Here is a 14,565-nt window from a genome sequence, read left to right on the forward strand (position 1 = left end):
ACGGCGGAATTTTTTTATTTCATTTCTTTTAAAACTTTCTGTCTTAAGGCTTTGTCAATTTCTAAAGCAATTTTTGGGTTTTGTTTTAAAAATTCTTTCGCATTATCAATACCAACGCCCAATTTTGTCTCGCCGTAAAGATACGAATTACCAGAACGATTAATGATACCGAATTTAACACCTGTATTAATTAAATCCCCTTCTTTGGAAATACCTTCATTATAAATAATATCAAATTCTGCCTCCCTAAATGGTGGCGCCACTTTATTCTTTACCACTTTTACTTTGACTCGGGAACCAATAATTTCTTCTCCTTTTTTCACCTGCGCTGTCCGGCGAATATCTAATCTAACAGAGGCATAAAATTTCAACGCTCGGCCGCCCGGCGTTGTTTCTGGATTACCAAACATAATGCCAACCTGCATTCGAATTTGATTGATAAAAATAATAACGGTTTTGGTTTTGGCGGCAATTGCAGTAATTTTTCTTAAAGCTTGCGACATTAATCGCGCCTGAAGACCAATATGCTGCGCGCCCATTTCTCCCTCAATTTCCGCTCGAGGAGTTAGCGCTGCTACCGAATCAACAACAATTACATCCAAAGAACCAGAACGCACTAATTGTTCCATAATATTTAATGCCTCCTCACCATTATCAGGTTGGGAAATAAAAAGTTCATTTAATTTAACGCCGATTTTTTTAGCATATTCAGGATCCAACGCATGCTCCGCATCAATAAAAGCTGCCTTTCCTCCTTGTTTTTGCGCCTGTGCTACAATATGCAAAGCTAAAGTTGTTTTACCGCTCGATTCTGGTCCAAAAATCTCAACGATTCTCCCCCGCGGCACACCACCGACACCCAAAGCTAAATCTAAAGAAATCGAACCAGTAGAAATAGCTTCCACATCTACCCTTGGCGCTTCTCCCAATTTCATAATTGCGCCTTCTCCGAATTTTGCTTGGATTTCTTTAATTGTCGCTTCCAAAATTTCGTCTTTTTCATCTATTGTTTCTTTTTCTTCTTTTTTCTTTGATTGTTTTACCATAAATAAAAATTTTTATTCGGCCATTTAAATTTTTCCTAATGTTATTATAGCACAAAACAAAAAAAATTAAATTTAATTTTAATAAACAAATCTTTGTGCCCCTGGTAGGAATCGAACCCACATCTCTCCCTTAGGACGGGATTGCTCTATCCGTTGAGCTACAGGGGCTTAAAAATTAGTATTGATAAGCGTCAACAACTAATCCCTTATTATCCTTTAAAATAATTTTGTCATGACTCCTATCCGCTAGACTGTTATTTACAAAAACGTACCATTCGTTTTGAAAGAAATCTGAATTGTTTTGGTATTTATTAACGCAATTATCATAACCATAATAACTATTTAAAAATTGCTGACAAGAAAAATCACCGACAAAACGGTTAACATCAATACTTGTAGGAATTTGGCACCTTCCTAAATTATTAATATAACGTTGGCAATCGCTTGATAAATAAGAAATGTCATTTTCTAATGGCCGCGGGCAATCTAAACGAAAAAGATTATAAAAATTATAAGAATTTGTTAGATAACCGAAGCAGCGATTCAAATAAAAATTAACGACAATCGGACTGCCCGCTCCCACTATTATTAAAGAATCTTGAGGATTTAAAATAATATTTTGCCAAATCAAACTAGAATTTAATCGGAAAAATTTAACAGCACTACCAATTGAGTAACTACGTGAATTACTTTCTATCGTCCAACCATTCAAATCAATATTTGTACCAGAACGATTAACTAAGGTCAATTTTTGCGGTGTATTTTGAGGATAAACAGAAGCTATCTTTACCTGTCCAGCTTTGTCTGAAAGTTTTGCTCTAAAAACTCTCTGCGCTGGAGTATAATCTTCAATTCCGTCTTTGGTTTTTGCTCGGACATAAAAATAATAAGTGCGCTCGCCCGGCAATAATTGGACTACTCTGATATTGCTGCTGCTCACCTGCCAATCTGTATCAATACCATCTACTTTGGTTTCAAAAACTAATCCCCGTTGATCCCCGCTCCAAATTGCTACAAATTGAAAAACAGCCACATTGTTATCCGCAATCTCCTCCCAGTCTTTTGGACCAGAAATAATTACTGTTTCGGGTCGCGGACCAGTATAAGGAGTCGGATAAGGCGTGGCTGTTTTCCACGATGACTGGTTAGAAATTTTTAAACCCTCTAATCCAGGCAATGAAACCTTTATTGGACTAAAATTAGCCAAAACAAAAAGAATTATTCCAAATCCAATTAATAAAAATACTATGGGTAAAGTTTTTGGCATTAATCTTTGCTTTTAATTTTAATTTTTTTCTCTTCGGAGCGTGAAGGCGACTTCTTTGGCATTACAACTTTTAATACACCTTTTTCATAGTTTGCCTCAACCTTGTCCTCATCAATCTCAACAGGAATTCTAACTATTCTTTCAAATTCACCGCGTCGAATTTCTTTTCGCCAATAATCTTTTTTCTTTTCTTCTTCTTTACTTTCAGTTGAACCTTTTATAGTTAAAACTTGATCTTTAACTGAAACTTCAACTTTCTCTGGATCAACGTTGGGCAAATTTAATTCAGCAATAACTTCTTTATCAGTTTGATAAAGGTCCATTGTCGGTTCTTTAAAGAAAGAGGTTGAAACAACTGGCAAAAACCAGTCATCATCTTCAAAAAATTTTTCTAAATCTCTAAAAGGACTCCAACGAATTAAGCTCATATTTTTGTTTTTATATAAGCTTAACTCGACCTTTAATTTTTATCCTATATTATATTATACCAAAATTGTCAAGACCCTGCAAGATTAACCAAACATTAGCCAAGCTGGTTTAAATATTAGAAGCAACCCAATAATAACCATTAGAATGCCTCCGATTAAGCGTGAATAAAGAGTATATTTATTGTTTTTAGCAGCAATTTTTAAAGTAATCATCGCGATAACAAAAACAACTATATCATCAAGCATATAAAGAATAATGTAAATTAACATATAAAAGAAGTATTGCCAGGAATTTAGATTGCTTAAAGCTAAAATCTGCGTAAAAACAACTGGGAAACCAGCAGAGCAAATGAGCTCTACTAAATTAACAGAAAAAGCTAAAGCAATAATACCAATAATAGCTAATAAAAGTGATTTTTTATGAATTGCCTCTTTCATTCGTTCAATAATTTTTTTCTTCTGAGTTTCATTGGTTACATCACACGTTATTGCTTTTTGTTTCTTAATTTTAAAGACTTCTCTAATTGAAAAAATACCTGCGCCAATAGCAACCAAGGCAATTGCTAAACGCACCCAAAAAATCGCACCAACAAAAAGAATAAGCTTTAACCAAGCAGCCATAAACAAGAAATAAACTAGTCCAGAAATAAAAAGAAAAATTCCGCCTAAAATCCACATTCTTTTTCTATCTTTCATTCCTAAAAGAAAACTAATTAAAAATATCAAAACCCACATCGCGCAAGGATTAAAACCATCCAGACTACCCATTATAATTGTCAAAAGAGGCAATGAAATATTTTTTGTTTTAATTTCGCCGAATAACGGCAATTTCAAAACCTCAGGAATTACACTGTCTTTTGTTGGAAGATTTATAGAAGAAATTAGATTACCAACAATATCAGGGCAACCAGTTTCAATAGCACATTGAATGGCATCCTCAATAATTGGACCTGTAACAGATTCATTTTTCCAACCTAAAACATATTTTTTACCAATCACAAAAAGAGGAACTGCCGCATTCTCAATTTGCAATTCGTCAAGTGTTTTTTTAAAAATTTCCAAATTTTCTTTTTTGGATAATTCTAATTTTTTAATTTCAAGATTGGGATATTTTGTTCTTAATGTTTCCAAATATTGTTTTTCTGCATTACATAAAGGACAACCACTACTCCAGAAAAAATAAGCTTTTAATTCTGCTTCAGAAACAGGAGTTGTTGGAGTAATAAATGGAGTGGGAGTGGGCGAAGGTTGGGGAGTAAAAGTTGGCACAAAAGGAGAAACATTAATCAATTTAGCCAACGGATCATCACATTTCTGAAGGCGACATTGCAAAACATAACTTTCGATTTGAGCACCGGTTGTTTCGTCGTTTAAATAACCAACAAGCGCATTATTGCCAACAACTGTAAAAGGTACTCCTCCAATTTGTTGATTTAAAATTTTACCTGCCTCAATTAATAATTCTCTATTTTTAGCATTATACCAAACTTCGAAAGAATAAATTTTAACTTCTGGGTACTTCTGCTGAAGTTTTTCTAAAAATGGTTTCTCATCAGCACAATGAGGACAACCATCACCCCAGAAAAAATAAATATTAACTTGATTAAAGGCTAAAGTTTTAAAACCAAAAATAAAAAAAATAGAAACAAAAAAGACAACAAACAAAGAAAACGGTAATAATCTTTTTCTGAACATAATAGTTTTATTGTAAATAATTTAATGGTGAAAATCAAACTTTTTTAAGAATAACTAAACTTTCCAAATGTGGTGTGTTTGGATAAAAATCAAAGCCATATATTTTTTCTAATTTATAAAATTCTTTTAAATAATTGATATCTCTTGCTTGAGTTAAAGGATTACAAGCTAAATAAAAAATATATTTTGGCAGGCACTGAAGAATAGCTTTAATAACGTTTCTATGAATGCCGGCGCGCGGTGGATCCAAAATTAATAAATCGGCGTTTTCTAAATGTTGAAGCGCCACTTTTTCCGACTTGGCCGCTAATGCTTGAAAATGTGAAGCATTATTCAATTTAGCATTAATTTCAGCATAATGGATAGCATTCTGATCTAAATCAACGCCAACAATTTTTTTGGCATAATCACTCAAAGAAATGCCTATTACACCTACGCCACAATATAAATCTATAATTTTATTAAAATCTAAAACATTCTCTTTCATTAAAATTAACGCTTTTTCAAATAATGGAATATTATTTTGAAAAAAATTATTAAAACCGTATTGAAATTCCTGATTTAAAATTTTTTCTCGTAAAAAATTTTTTCCTTTAGTTATCAAAATTTCATCAATCACACTTGCAGGTGATTGCGGCCGCGAATAGCCCACAATAAAACCACTTAATTTTTCATTACTATAAATTGAATGATTATATTCCTTTTTTTTAATTAATAAATTAAAAACTAAATCATTAAAATTTTTGCTCTTTCTCACAATTAAACTTTTTAACTTTTCAATTTTCTCTTTATTAAGAAATTGTACAAAATCTAAAACAATTTGATTGCTTTCTTTGTCTAACAAAATGCATCCTTGAAGCAATTTTTCTTTTCTTAAAAAATCTCCTCTTTTATGAAACGCCAATGATAAACCATTTTCATCTTCATCAAAAACAAACTCCATTTTTGTACGATAACCAAAAATTTCTGGCGATTCAAAAAATCCATTTAATTCTATCTCTTTTTGGAAAAAACGATTATAAATTTCTTTAAGCAAATTCTTTTTTAATTCAATTTGATAACCGTAATTAAAAGTTTGCCAGGGGGAACAAATTAAATAATGATCCTCTTTTGGTTCAATACGATGCGGAGATTTTTCTAGTATTTCAATTAATTCGCCTTCAATAAAATTATGTTTTTCTTTAATAATTCTGATTTTTGCCTTTTCATTTGGTAAAATTCCATAAGCAAAAACTACTTTGTGATTAAAATAACCAATGGAAACGCCATTATGTCCTATTTTTTCAAAAGTTACAATTAATTCTTTCATTTTGATTCAAAACAACGCAAAATAATTTCCCGACTCCGTGGTCCTTCAAATTCAATTAAAACAACTCTCTGCCATATTCCCAATAATAAATGTCCATTTTCAATTGGTAAAATTAAAGATGTGCCAATTAATGATGATAAAATATGCGCAGGCATATGCGCCGGATTATGCGGATGACGAAAATTGATTTTAGGAATAATCTTTTCAAACGCTTCTAAATAATCAATATCGGTTCCACCCGGATCTAAATCAGCAGTGGTTAAAGCTGCTGTTGTGTGAAGTAGAAATAGATGACAAATACCTTTCTGAATATTTAATCCTTTAATTTCCTGATTAATTAAATCAGTAATATCAACCACTTCTCTTTTAGTCTGTGTTTTTATAATCATCTTTTCATTTTACTCTATTTTTGCTAAAAACTCTATTTATCCCATTGAAAACCTCGACCAAAATGACCCCACGACGCTGTTTTTAAAAAAATCGGATTTCTTAAATTTAAAAATTTAATAATGCCTTGCGGCGTTAAATCATATCCTTTAATTTCATCACTTACTCCATCAACAATCACTTCCTTCATTAATGGTTTTTCCTCGCCAATCGCATAAGCTAAACGTACAAAAACCTCTTTTGCTTTATATTTCCTTAAATAATCAACAGCAATTTTCCGCGCCATATAAGCAGCGCTGCGATCAACTTTGGTTCCATCTTTGCCGCTAAAAGAACCTCCTCCAACTGGTACATTTGGACCATACGAATCAATAACTAATTTGCGACCAGTCAAACCACTATCAGCATCAAAACCACCCGTTTGCCAATCGCCAGCTGGATTAATATAATACTTTTCTGCTTTAATTAATTTTCTTACTAATTTTTCTAATGTTTCACGTGAAACATTTTGAAAACTTGCTACAACTGATAAAACTTTTTTACCATAAATAGTCACTTGTGTTTTTCCATCATATGGAAACCTTTCGTAAATTTTTTGACAAAGATAACGCGATAATTCATATTCTAAAGGCATTAAACTTTTTGTGTCACTAGTTGCATAACCATTCATAATCCCTTGATCGCCAGCACCGCCTTTTTCTACGCCTCGAGCAATTTCCAAACTCTGCTCTACTAATCGTATTTCTAATTTAAATTTCAGACCAACAAATTTTTGAATAATTTTTCTTATTTCTTTTTCACCTAATTTTATTCGACTTTTTACTTCACCAATCACAGCCACTAAATTATGACCAGCTAAAATTTCAATGGCTGTGCGCGCAAAGGGATCTTTTTTTAAATAAGCATCAAGCAAAGCATCAGCCATTTGATCGCATAATTTATCAGGGTGTTTTGGTGAAACAAATTCAGCGGTTTTAATTAATTTTTCTTTTTTCATATTTTTTAATTTAATTTTTTATAATTAAAAAACTCTTCCTAAAAAGAAGAGTTTTTCGACCAGTTATCTCTCCCTTTTAGGGTCTGGATTTGGCACCTTCTTTAAGGAGTCACCTTAAAGGGTTGCCGACGGATCATTGGGCCAGTTCCCTCCCCGCACTCGCGATAACTTTTTATTCAATTTTTTATTTTACTAAATTACGTGTATCTAACAACATCTTTTTTTCTTCAGCAATTATTTCTGATAAAATTTCGTTATAATTTGGTACTTTTTCATCTAAAAATTTCTGAAAACCATCAACATCCCCTTGTTTAACAATTTCTTCTAATTTTTCAATTGACTCATCATCAATAATTTCTGACAATTTATTAATAAATCTTAAATATACAACATCAGCTAATTTGGCTAAAAGAGCCAAACGTGATTCCATTGGGATATCATCAAGATTAAGACCTTCAAAAATATCTTTTGATAAATATTCTTTAATTTCTTCTTTAGATATTGGCATTTTTAAAAACTTTTAAATTTTACTAAACGACCTTTTAAAAATTAATTCTGGCCTAGACCTCGCAAAATAGATTTAATTACCCCTAATGGCACTTCTTTGCCTAATTTCTTGTATGCATTAATTAGATCTTCAGCGCCTCCAATTTTAACTTTTGGAGTAATAAGAGCTTGAAATTTAAAATCTTCAGGATTAAGTGTTAGTAATACTTGTTGATCTGATTTTAATGGCAAAACCCAATGAGCTTGAGGCATTTTAAACACCTGGCCCGAGATAGGATCAATAACTTCTGCATTACTCCAAGCTCTAGCAAAAAATTCATCAGTCATTCCTAATTGTTGTTTAATGGTTTGAGCAGCAGCCCAAAAACCACCTTTTCCAACATAAATAGTCGGAAAAACATTTCTTTCTCCAATCATTTCAAAAATTCTAGTAGAAGGCTTGGGTAGCTTTTCTATTTTTGTGATTACTTGTTCAACTGGCTTAGATGGTGGTTCTGGTAAAAGAACATCATGACCAAATGCTCTTTTTGTAAGAGCATAAATATTATCAGCATTGGCAGCTACACCACCAATCAAAGCAGCAATTAATGTCCATTTTCGACGTTTTTTGTCATGCTGAGCTCTTATTTTATCACGCTCTGCCAAAACTTGATCTAATCGACTATCAAGCTCTTCAGCTATATTAATCCATTGCTCATATGATTGAGGGGTTTTTGCAGGATCATTAATTAAATCAGCAATCTCTTTACTAATTTTTTCTACATTTTTATTAGTTTCTTCAATTAAAACTTTGTTTTCTTTACGTTTAATTAATTTATCAGCCAAAGATTTAATAGATCCACCAACAACAACACCTCCAAAAAATCGACGAGCAAAAGCTGTTGCTCCAATTCCCAAAGCAGCAAAGCCAGCACCTCCAGCAGCACCAATTACCCCACCACCGACACCAGCAATCGCTGCGCCAATTAAAGCTTTTTTACCATAGGGCAATGCTTTGTATTTTTCCCACAATTTACCAAAAAACTTGGCATTTTTTATATTTACAGAATTGATCATCGCTCGAATTTCTTCGGCTGTTCTTTCTTCTTCGGCTAAAGTATTAAAAGCTACTTCGCTGATTAATAATTTTTGAATATCATTTTTTTCTTTTTCAAAAATTATTTCTGCCTCCTTATCAATTTCTCTTTCAACTGCTTCTTGTAATTTTGCGGGAGTTATTGAAGGATATGCTTTTAATAAACGATTTTCAATGACACTGCGCTTTCTTTTAGCTATCTCATCTCGAATATATCTTTTCTTTCTATTTAGCACATCGTGATATTCGGAAACCTTGTATTCATCCAAGGCGCGACGATACATATTATAAGCATTTTTATACCACAACTCTGCTTCTTTTAGCTTGGCCTCTGCCTCTAAACGCGCATCTGGCTTTTTTTCTTTTTTTACCGATTTTTGCATTTCTAAATATTTTTTGTACTGCAACAAATATTCAGCTTTTGCCTCTGATAAATTTTTTATTGATTCTCCTGTTGTTAAAATTTTATCAGATTCTTCTAATTTAAATTTTAATGTTTTTTTGGAAGCCATTTTTGTTATATTTAAAAAGCACCTAAGCGACTTTGAATTCTATAACAATAGTAGAATAATTAATATAACCTGTCAAGAAATGGCTTTAATCTGTAAATTATGACTTAAAATCTGAATTTCTCAGCAAACTGTCCAATAATAGGCAAATGTTCTTTTTTGCCATTAATCACATTAACAATGCCTATAATGGACAAAATGAACCAAGCTAAGCTGCCGATAGTCCAAACAAGCCAACCAATAATTGGCACCCAACTAATCATTAACGTGGCTATCTGAGCAATAGCCAAAACTAAACCTTGTTTGGCATGAAACTTTACAAATTCATCTTTCTTTTCAATTAAAAGCGGGATAAGAACCAATAAACCAATATAGCTCAAAATCGCCAAAGCATTTACTTTTGCCTTTTCTTCTTTTTTTTCTTCAATTTTTTGTTCCATAAATAAAATTTTAACGACCTTTATTCCTCTTCTTTTTTTCTTAATAAATAATAACTGCAATAATTACAATCGGGGTCTGGAGGCGGAATTTTATTCGCTTCAAGAGTTTTTTTGATATTCATCAATGCATCCTCAATCCAACTATCATTGCCTTCATAAGGCAAAACTGAAATATCAAATTCTAATTTACCATCAAAAGCTTCTCTATCAGTTTTGCCATTGCAATAAACAAAAAAACCAGTTTTAGAAACTTTAAAACCATTTTTTTTAAAAAGCCATTGATAAATTTCCATTTGTCTTTTGTAAGAATCTTTCCACTCATCATCAAGCGTCACTTCATTGCTGGAGCTGGTGCTTTTAAAATCAACAATATAAAGTACTCCTTCCTCGTCTACCCACACATCATCAATGGCTCCATAAATCTCTAAATTTGTCGGCTTGTGATAATAACGAATACCAACACGATTATTTCGCCATTCACTAATTCGCTCATCATTTAATGGTTTTAATTTTATCCCATAGCGTTCTAATAGTGGGTATTTTTCATTTTTTGCTCGATGAATATCAAATTCCTTTTTCAACAAAGTATCAACTGCTTGATTTAAACTAAAAGGAAAACCCGGCGGCCGTGAAATACCTAAGCGAACATCTAAATAAAAACAACGCGGACATTCAATAAATAAATCAATTTTTGAACGACTTAAAACAAAAGGTTCTAAACCTTCTGGCTGATAAATATTTCTTTCTCTTTTGTGCATACGGAGTTATTTTACCAAATTAATTCCATAGCTGCTACTTAAAGGATCTTGAAAAAGAAAAATCTTTGGGGGATAAAAAGTAAAAACAGCAAAACAAATTAAAAGTCCAACCAATAAAACGAGACCTAAAATCGCATACCCTCTTTGCACTGGCCGCCAAAACATAATCCAATAACTTAAAAATTGACCCGAAATCACCGCAATAATAAAAGTAGAAATATCTAACCACAAAATATTTTTGCCTAAAATCGCGGTATAACCATAAAAAATAACGATAATTAAAACAGGCATTAGAAAAATTCCTTTTACTTTAGCAAAAACAAAATTAGGAATTTCGTATTTTAAAATTTTATCTTCAATTAAAAGCCAGAGGACCGCCGGAAACACTGCTAATTTTAAATGCTCCCAGACACTTTCGTTCACGGCCGAAAAAATACCAACTAACCAAAAACGATTAAACCATTCAAAAGTAAAATGCAGCAAACTACCCAAAATAATAATAAATCCTGCGCCAATCAACTCCAATCTTAAAATTTTCTTTCTCATTTCCGACATCACCACCATTATAACAAAAAATAACAGCAAATGCGATTTGGCTATCTAATATTAAATCAACCACTACCACATTATATCACAAAATGTTCTCAATCTATATTTTAATTTTTATCTTTTTTATTATGTTTTTTATTATCCTTATCTTTTCGTACTACTATCTTAATTTTCCCATCATAATTCTCTTGGAGTTCAGATATAAAATCATCAAATGTTTGCTTTAGATACAAATTATAAAGAATGGCACCACCAATGCCACCTAAAATAAAACATAGAAAAAATAACCAAAACATCTTTTTGGTTTTAAACGACCTTTGCCTCCTATATATACCGTTACAAGTGGAAAACTTGGCAATGCTTAACAAAAATCAGCCTTTATGACTGTAGATTTGCTAATTCAACATCCAAACCGCCAAATTAAGAATTGAAGCAAAAGTAACCCAGAGAATATAAGGAATCAAAAGAAAAGCGGCAAGCGGTTTTATTTTATAAAATTTAATAATGGTCAATAAAATCAAAATCCACAAAATAACAATTTCAAAAAAAGCAAAACCGAAGTTTTTCAAACCAAAAAATATTATTGACCACAAAGCGTTAAAAATAAGATGAATTAAATAAATTGAAAGCGCGGATTTGATATTTTTATTTTCTCTTTCTCGCCAAACTAAAAATGCCGCCACAGCCATCAAAAAATAAAAGAGGATCCAAGCTGGGCCAAACAACCAATTCGGCGGAGCGAAACTAGGCTTTTTTAAATACTGGTACCAGCTGACTATATTTGGAGTGGTAAAATAAGAGCCAATGGAGGTAGTAAGAAAAACTAAAAGAAACGAAATGAAGAGTGGTAAAATGTATTTTTTAAACATATTATTTTTATTATAAATGATAGAAATAGAAATAAAACTGTGGCGCCGAAGGCGCCGCAGAAATCATTTATTATATTAGTTTGAAGATGAAATTTCGTCGTTATTTTCTTTTAGCATCTTTTTACTTACAACAAAAAGATAAATAATTTCCAAAATGCCAACGGTATTAATAAAAAAGAGAATAATAAACCACCATTTTTGGCCCAACCGAGCAGCACGCCACAAAGCCCAAAGTTTCCAAACAATACTCCAAGCTAAAAGAACGGCTAATAAAACAGGTGGGATGGCATATTGTTGAGCGATAATTTGAAAGTAATTCATAAAAAACTTTTTGATGCGACTAAAATAATTATAACATTTTTAAATTTTTTATAAAAAGAAAAGCGGCGCTATGCGCCGCCTGATTTTTTAAATTAAAAACAAAAGGCGAGGAATCCTCTGAGAATCCACATCCAACTTAAAACATTCTCTGCTCATCCACTGCAACAGATCTCCTTTTTTTATTTGAAGTTCCTCAAATAAAAATTTTGCTCTAGTCAAAATGATTAATTCATTTAAACTTAATTCCCCTCTTACTTCTAAAAATTTCTTAATTCTCTCTTTTTCTTTTTCTTTTAATTGATACTCGGGGGTTTTCACAAAAGTAAAATAATACCCTTTACCATTAAATTTAATTTCAATATACCCTGCCGTCTCAGCAATCGCAACATAATGATCAATCAAATCCGAAAAGAAAACTCCACTCGGTGACATCAGAAAACCCCATTTTTCTTTTTTGTCATATTGGTAAAGAAATATCAGCGCATTCAGCATTGTCCGACTAATCTTTTTCTGGGGAAATAGTTGTTCAAACGATCTAATCATTTCAACTAGAAGCGCAATTTGTTTTAACATTAAATACCTCCTTATAAAAATTTTAAAAAACTAAAAAAATTTTATTCACCAAAGAAAAGTTGTCAAGGTTTTTTGGGAAAAATTTTATTAAAATGAAGAAAAGAAAAGCGGCGCTTCGCGCCGCTAAATTACTACCTCAACAAGTTTTTTTATTTCCTCTCTTTCTAGAAAAGGGCGGGAATCACAAATCGCATCAATAATCATTTTCTTATCCTCCATTTGGTAATTATTCCGCATGTATACCGCAAGGGTAATAATGCCTAATTCATCCGCTTTAAACTGTTGAAATTTCTGTATGATCTGCGTTAATGCTTGTTTATCCTCCGCATTTAGAGAATCCGTAACATCTGTAGAAACCTCTCGAAAAATAAACCAACTATTTTTTCCCTCTCTTTTCACCGCGATGTATTCCCGTGCCTCCGCCCAGCTTAGAAATAAATCTATGAGTTCTGAATGGGGTCCTGACGAATTTTTCAAATGGTACCCCCATTCGTATCGCATCTGATCCGAGAACAAGAAGAGTAACTTTTGAACTACAGTTCTACTCAGCCATTGACGGTGATATTCATTCTTCAACACCGCCAACAAATAACAAACTGCTGCCGTGCCTTTTTCCATAAGCTCACTCATTTAAACCTCCTTTTAAATTTAAATTTTTAAAATTTTCTACCCTAAATTTTGCACTTTTTTTGTTTTTTGTCAAATAAAATGTGGGGTTGCATTAAATTAAATACAAAAACTACCTCAATCGAGGTGGTTTTTAAAAATTTAAAAAGGGTTTTTATTCCCTGATATTGTCCGGGCTCTGTCTTTATTTTGCGCATAACACCACCCCCTTCTTCTACTTTCAATCCTATAAAATTAAAATCTGATTCTTGAGGAGAAATGAATGAATCTCGCGAGTTATTAAACACAATTAATTTATTCAAAATAATTTGCTTTATCTTGTTGCGTGTTTTTTAATAACCGCTCCAAAAGTTAAATCATAATAATTTTTTCTTTTTATGCTATAAATTTTATAAGAAATTTTGTATTGTCTTTTTATAATATCCAGTGCTTTTTTTATATCTTTTTTTGCCAACGCCGATAAATGTCCCTTAAAACCCTCTATGAAGTCTTTTTCGCTTAATGTAGTTGCTAAATGAATCAGCCTTTTCTGTTTTAATTTCCAAGGGGAATCTCTTTGAATATCTTGAATAAAAATTTCCCCATTTTTTGGAAGTATTTTTATCATTTCTTCAATTGTTTTAATGGGATCTTTAAGTAAATGAAATGTGCTGGTACTTATTATGTATTTTAGTTTTGGCAATTTTAATTCTTTTGGGCTTTTTTTAATTTTAAATAATTTGATTTTTTTAAGAAGACCTCTTTCTTGAATATTTTTTCTTCCAAGTTTAATCATAACAGGAGAATTATCCGCACCATAAAGCACCACAGAACGAAATCTATTTTGTTTGTATATTTTGCTGGCTATTGCTATTAGTAATAGAGCTGAGCCACAACCAAAATCCAAAATATTTCCCGGTTTTTTTACGAAAGATGTTTCTTCGAAAAAAATTCTCAAAATATCATCATAACTGGATAATCTGTTTTTAAAATACAAATTATAAGTGTATGCATATTGTTTCCGGAAGCGTTCGCTTATATTGGTAAAATAATATCTTTTTCCTTCTGTTTTGATACCAAGAATTAAAAAAGCCGCCTCTTGTAAAGATTTGGCTTTTTTAAGATGCTTAATTAATTCTTTGCTATCCATATTAAAATTATATAATAATTTAAAATAAATTAAAACCATATCGAATAAGACATCTTAACAAATTTATTTTGTGAAATAG

At 31.9% G+C, this 14,565-nt stretch carries 18 protein-coding genes, 1 tRNA gene and 1 riboswitch; all 19 genes read right to left on the reverse strand.

The window, feature by feature from the left end; all coding sequences use genetic code 11:
- Positions 1-14 precede the first annotated feature (14 nt).
- The 19 genes from recA to N2692_00500 all read right to left on the reverse strand — a co-directional run bounded on the left by recA (position 15) and on the right by N2692_00500 (position 14,525).
- The gene (gene recA / locus N2692_00410) at positions 15-1,046 is read right to left on the reverse strand and encodes a recombinase RecA (protein MCX8015766.1); all 1,032 of its coding nucleotides are present in this window, start codon (positions 1,044-1,046) and stop codon (positions 15-17) included.
- Between the two features lie 96 nt (positions 1,047-1,142).
- A tRNA-Arg gene (locus N2692_00415) sits at positions 1,143-1,214 on the reverse strand.
- 7 nt (positions 1,215-1,221) lie between these two features.
- Positions 1,222-2,313, reverse strand: coding sequence for a lamin tail domain-containing protein (locus N2692_00420; protein ID MCX8015767.1), 1,092 nt, complete (start codon positions 2,311-2,313; stop codon positions 1,222-1,224).
- Positions 2,313-2,741 (reverse strand): Hsp20/alpha crystallin family protein, encoded by a 429-nt coding sequence (locus N2692_00425; protein MCX8015768.1) that lies wholly within the window; start codon positions 2,739-2,741, stop codon positions 2,313-2,315. The genes N2692_00420 and N2692_00425 overlap by 1 nt, the downstream gene beginning before the upstream one ends.
- Positions 2,742-2,825: 84 nt before the next feature.
- Positions 2,826-4,436, reverse strand: coding sequence for a hypothetical protein (locus tag N2692_00430; GenBank protein MCX8015769.1), 1,611 nt, complete (start codon positions 4,434-4,436; stop codon positions 2,826-2,828).
- Positions 4,437-4,470: 34 nt separating this feature from the next.
- Positions 4,471-5,745: a 23S rRNA (uracil(1939)-C(5))-methyltransferase RlmD gene (rlmD, locus tag N2692_00435; GenBank protein ID MCX8015770.1), complete on the reverse strand. Its 1,275-nt coding sequence runs from the start codon at positions 5,743-5,745 to the stop codon at positions 4,471-4,473.
- Complete coding sequence (locus tag N2692_00440) at positions 5,742-6,134, reverse strand: secondary thiamine-phosphate synthase enzyme YjbQ (protein ID MCX8015771.1); 393 nt, start codon at positions 6,132-6,134, stop codon at positions 5,742-5,744. Before N2692_00440 ends, rlmD begins: the two co-directional genes overlap by 4 nt.
- A 32-nt stretch (positions 6,135-6,166) precedes the next feature.
- Complete coding sequence (locus N2692_00445) at positions 6,167-7,129, reverse strand: methionine adenosyltransferase domain-containing protein (GenBank protein ID MCX8015772.1); 963 nt, start codon at positions 7,127-7,129, stop codon at positions 6,167-6,169.
- Between the two features lie 60 nt (positions 7,130-7,189).
- A riboswitch (SAM riboswitch) is annotated at positions 7,190-7,300 on the reverse strand.
- A 13-nt stretch (positions 7,301-7,313) separates the two neighbouring features.
- Positions 7,314-7,637: a hypothetical protein gene (locus N2692_00450; protein MCX8015773.1), complete on the reverse strand. Its 324-nt coding sequence runs from the start codon at positions 7,635-7,637 to the stop codon at positions 7,314-7,316.
- Positions 7,638-7,678: 41 nt separating this feature from the next.
- Positions 7,679-9,223, reverse strand: coding sequence for a hypothetical protein (locus N2692_00455; GenBank protein ID MCX8015774.1), 1,545 nt, complete (start codon positions 9,221-9,223; stop codon positions 7,679-7,681).
- 104 nt (positions 9,224-9,327) lie between these two features.
- Positions 9,328-9,660 carry a DUF4870 domain-containing protein gene (locus tag N2692_00460; protein ID MCX8015775.1) on the reverse strand — a complete coding sequence of 111 codons (333 nt, stop codon included), beginning with the start codon at positions 9,658-9,660 and terminating at the stop codon, positions 9,328-9,330.
- 20 nt (positions 9,661-9,680) lie between these two features.
- Complete coding sequence (locus N2692_00465) at positions 9,681-10,418, reverse strand: PD-(D/E)XK nuclease family protein (protein MCX8015776.1); 738 nt, start codon at positions 10,416-10,418, stop codon at positions 9,681-9,683.
- A 6-nt stretch (positions 10,419-10,424) separates the two neighbouring features.
- Positions 10,425-10,964, reverse strand: coding sequence for a DUF6512 family protein (locus N2692_00470; protein ID MCX8015777.1), 540 nt, complete (start codon positions 10,962-10,964; stop codon positions 10,425-10,427).
- Positions 10,965-11,074: 110 nt separating this feature from the next.
- Positions 11,075-11,263: a hypothetical protein gene (locus tag N2692_00475; GenBank protein ID MCX8015778.1), complete on the reverse strand. Its 189-nt coding sequence runs from the start codon at positions 11,261-11,263 to the stop codon at positions 11,075-11,077.
- Positions 11,264-11,362: 99 nt separating this feature from the next.
- Positions 11,363-11,836, reverse strand: coding sequence for a tryptophan-rich sensory protein (locus N2692_00480; protein ID MCX8015779.1), 474 nt, complete (start codon positions 11,834-11,836; stop codon positions 11,363-11,365).
- Between the two features lie 75 nt (positions 11,837-11,911).
- Positions 11,912-12,157: a DUF5652 family protein gene (locus N2692_00485; GenBank protein ID MCX8015780.1), complete on the reverse strand. Its 246-nt coding sequence runs from the start codon at positions 12,155-12,157 to the stop codon at positions 11,912-11,914.
- Between the two features lie 87 nt (positions 12,158-12,244).
- The gene (locus tag N2692_00490; GenBank protein MCX8015781.1) at positions 12,245-12,730 is read right to left on the reverse strand and encodes a hypothetical protein; all 486 of its coding nucleotides are present in this window, start codon (positions 12,728-12,730) and stop codon (positions 12,245-12,247) included.
- 123 nt (positions 12,731-12,853) lie between these two features.
- Complete coding sequence (locus N2692_00495) at positions 12,854-13,360, reverse strand: hypothetical protein (GenBank protein MCX8015782.1); 507 nt, start codon at positions 13,358-13,360, stop codon at positions 12,854-12,856.
- Positions 13,361-13,670: 310 nt separating this feature from the next.
- Positions 13,671-14,525 (reverse strand): class I SAM-dependent methyltransferase, encoded by an 855-nt coding sequence (locus N2692_00500; GenBank protein ID MCX8015783.1) that lies wholly within the window; start codon positions 14,523-14,525, stop codon positions 13,671-13,673.
- Positions 14,526-14,565: the final 40 nt, after the last annotated feature.

The organism is Patescibacteria group bacterium, assembly GCA_026415775.1.
In the GTDB taxonomy this organism is placed as follows: domain Bacteria; phylum Patescibacteriota; class Minisyncoccia; order UBA6257; family JAAZHW01; genus SKW32.

Bases quoted from the DNA above. Each gene is read 5' to 3' on its own strand.
- recA (MCX8015766.1), bottom strand. From the start codon at position 1,046: ATGGTAAAACAATCAAAGAAAAAAGAAGAAAAAGAAACAATAGATGAA.
- N2692_00420 (MCX8015767.1), bottom strand. From the start codon at position 2,313: ATGCCAAAAACTTTACCCATAGTATTTTTATTAATTGGATTTGGAATA.
- N2692_00425 (MCX8015768.1), bottom strand. From the start codon at position 2,741: ATGAGCTTAATTCGTTGGAGTCCTTTTAGAGATTTAGAAAAATTTTTT.
- N2692_00430 (MCX8015769.1), bottom strand. From the start codon at position 4,436: ATGTTCAGAAAAAGATTATTACCGTTTTCTTTGTTTGTTGTCTTTTTT.
- rlmD (MCX8015770.1), bottom strand. From the start codon at position 5,745: ATGAAAGAATTAATTGTAACTTTTGAAAAAATAGGACATAATGGCGTT.
- N2692_00440 (MCX8015771.1), bottom strand. From the start codon at position 6,134: ATGATTATAAAAACACAGACTAAAAGAGAAGTGGTTGATATTACTGAT.
- N2692_00445 (MCX8015772.1), bottom strand. From the start codon at position 7,129: ATGAAAAAAGAAAAATTAATTAAAACCGCTGAATTTGTTTCACCAAAA.
- N2692_00450 (MCX8015773.1), bottom strand. From the start codon at position 7,637: ATGCCAATATCTAAAGAAGAAATTAAAGAATATTTATCAAAAGATATT.
- N2692_00455 (MCX8015774.1), bottom strand. From the start codon at position 9,223: ATGGCTTCCAAAAAAACATTAAAATTTAAATTAGAAGAATCTGATAAA.
- N2692_00460 (MCX8015775.1), bottom strand. From the start codon at position 9,660: ATGGAACAAAAAATTGAAGAAAAAAAAGAAGAAAAGGCAAAAGTAAAT.
- N2692_00465 (MCX8015776.1), bottom strand. From the start codon at position 10,418: ATGCACAAAAGAGAAAGAAATATTTATCAGCCAGAAGGTTTAGAACCT.
- N2692_00470 (MCX8015777.1), bottom strand. From the start codon at position 10,964: ATGAGAAAGAAAATTTTAAGATTGGAGTTGATTGGCGCAGGATTTATT.
- N2692_00475 (MCX8015778.1), bottom strand. From the start codon at position 11,263: ATGTTTTGGTTATTTTTTCTATGTTTTATTTTAGGTGGCATTGGTGGT.
- N2692_00480 (MCX8015779.1), bottom strand. From the start codon at position 11,836: ATGTTTAAAAAATACATTTTACCACTCTTCATTTCGTTTCTTTTAGTT.
- N2692_00485 (MCX8015780.1), bottom strand. From the start codon at position 12,157: ATGAATTACTTTCAAATTATCGCTCAACAATATGCCATCCCACCTGTT.
- N2692_00490 (MCX8015781.1), bottom strand. From the start codon at position 12,730: ATGTTAAAACAAATTGCGCTTCTAGTTGAAATGATTAGATCGTTTGAA.
- N2692_00495 (MCX8015782.1), bottom strand. From the start codon at position 13,360: ATGAGTGAGCTTATGGAAAAAGGCACGGCAGCAGTTTGTTATTTGTTG.
- N2692_00500 (MCX8015783.1), bottom strand. From the start codon at position 14,525: ATGGTTTTAATTTATTTTAAATTATTATATAATTTTAATATGGATAGC.